The sequence below is a fragment of the Corynebacterium sp. MSK158 genome, assembly GCF_030229085.1.
Classification (GTDB): domain Bacteria; phylum Actinomycetota; class Actinomycetes; order Mycobacteriales; family Mycobacteriaceae; genus Corynebacterium.
The window spans coordinates 1-443 of the sequence record NZ_JASPHJ010000040.1 but is presented as its reverse complement, the minus strand read 5'-3'; the positions used below and the strand labels follow the sequence as shown (position 1 = coordinate 443).

Here is a 443-nt window from a genome sequence, read left to right as displayed (position 1 = left end):
GAGGATCCGCTTCAGCCGACCATGGTCGCCTTCCAGGATGTTGTTGAGGTATTTCACCTGCCGGTGTTCCACTGTTGCCGGGCAGATTCCCTCTGACTTCAACTCGGCGATTGCCCTGGCTAGGAAGGGTGCTTTATCGGCGTTGATCACTCTGGGATACCCGGCTGACGCATTGGATCTGACGGCCTTGGCCAGGAAACGCTTCGCTGCGGCCACGTGCTGCTTCGAAGAGAGGTAAAAGTCCAGGGTCTGGCCACCGGCGGTGATCACCCGATAGAGGTAGCACCACCTGCCGCCGACCCGGATATAGGTCTTATCCACTCGCCAGGAAGTGGCCTGCCAGTCGGGTACCTGCCGGTACCGCCGTGTTTGCTTGTCCAGATCAGGGGCGTATTTCTGGACCCAGCGGTAGATCGTGGTGTGATCGACTGACACGCCCCGCT

At 59.8% G+C, this 443-nt stretch carries 1 protein-coding gene; it reads right to left on the bottom strand.

Translation table 11 applies throughout. From position 1 onward, the window contains the following. The coding region (locus QP915_RS11605) for an IS6 family transposase (protein WP_284769435.1) at positions 1 to 443 on the bottom strand (443 nt) is incomplete at both ends.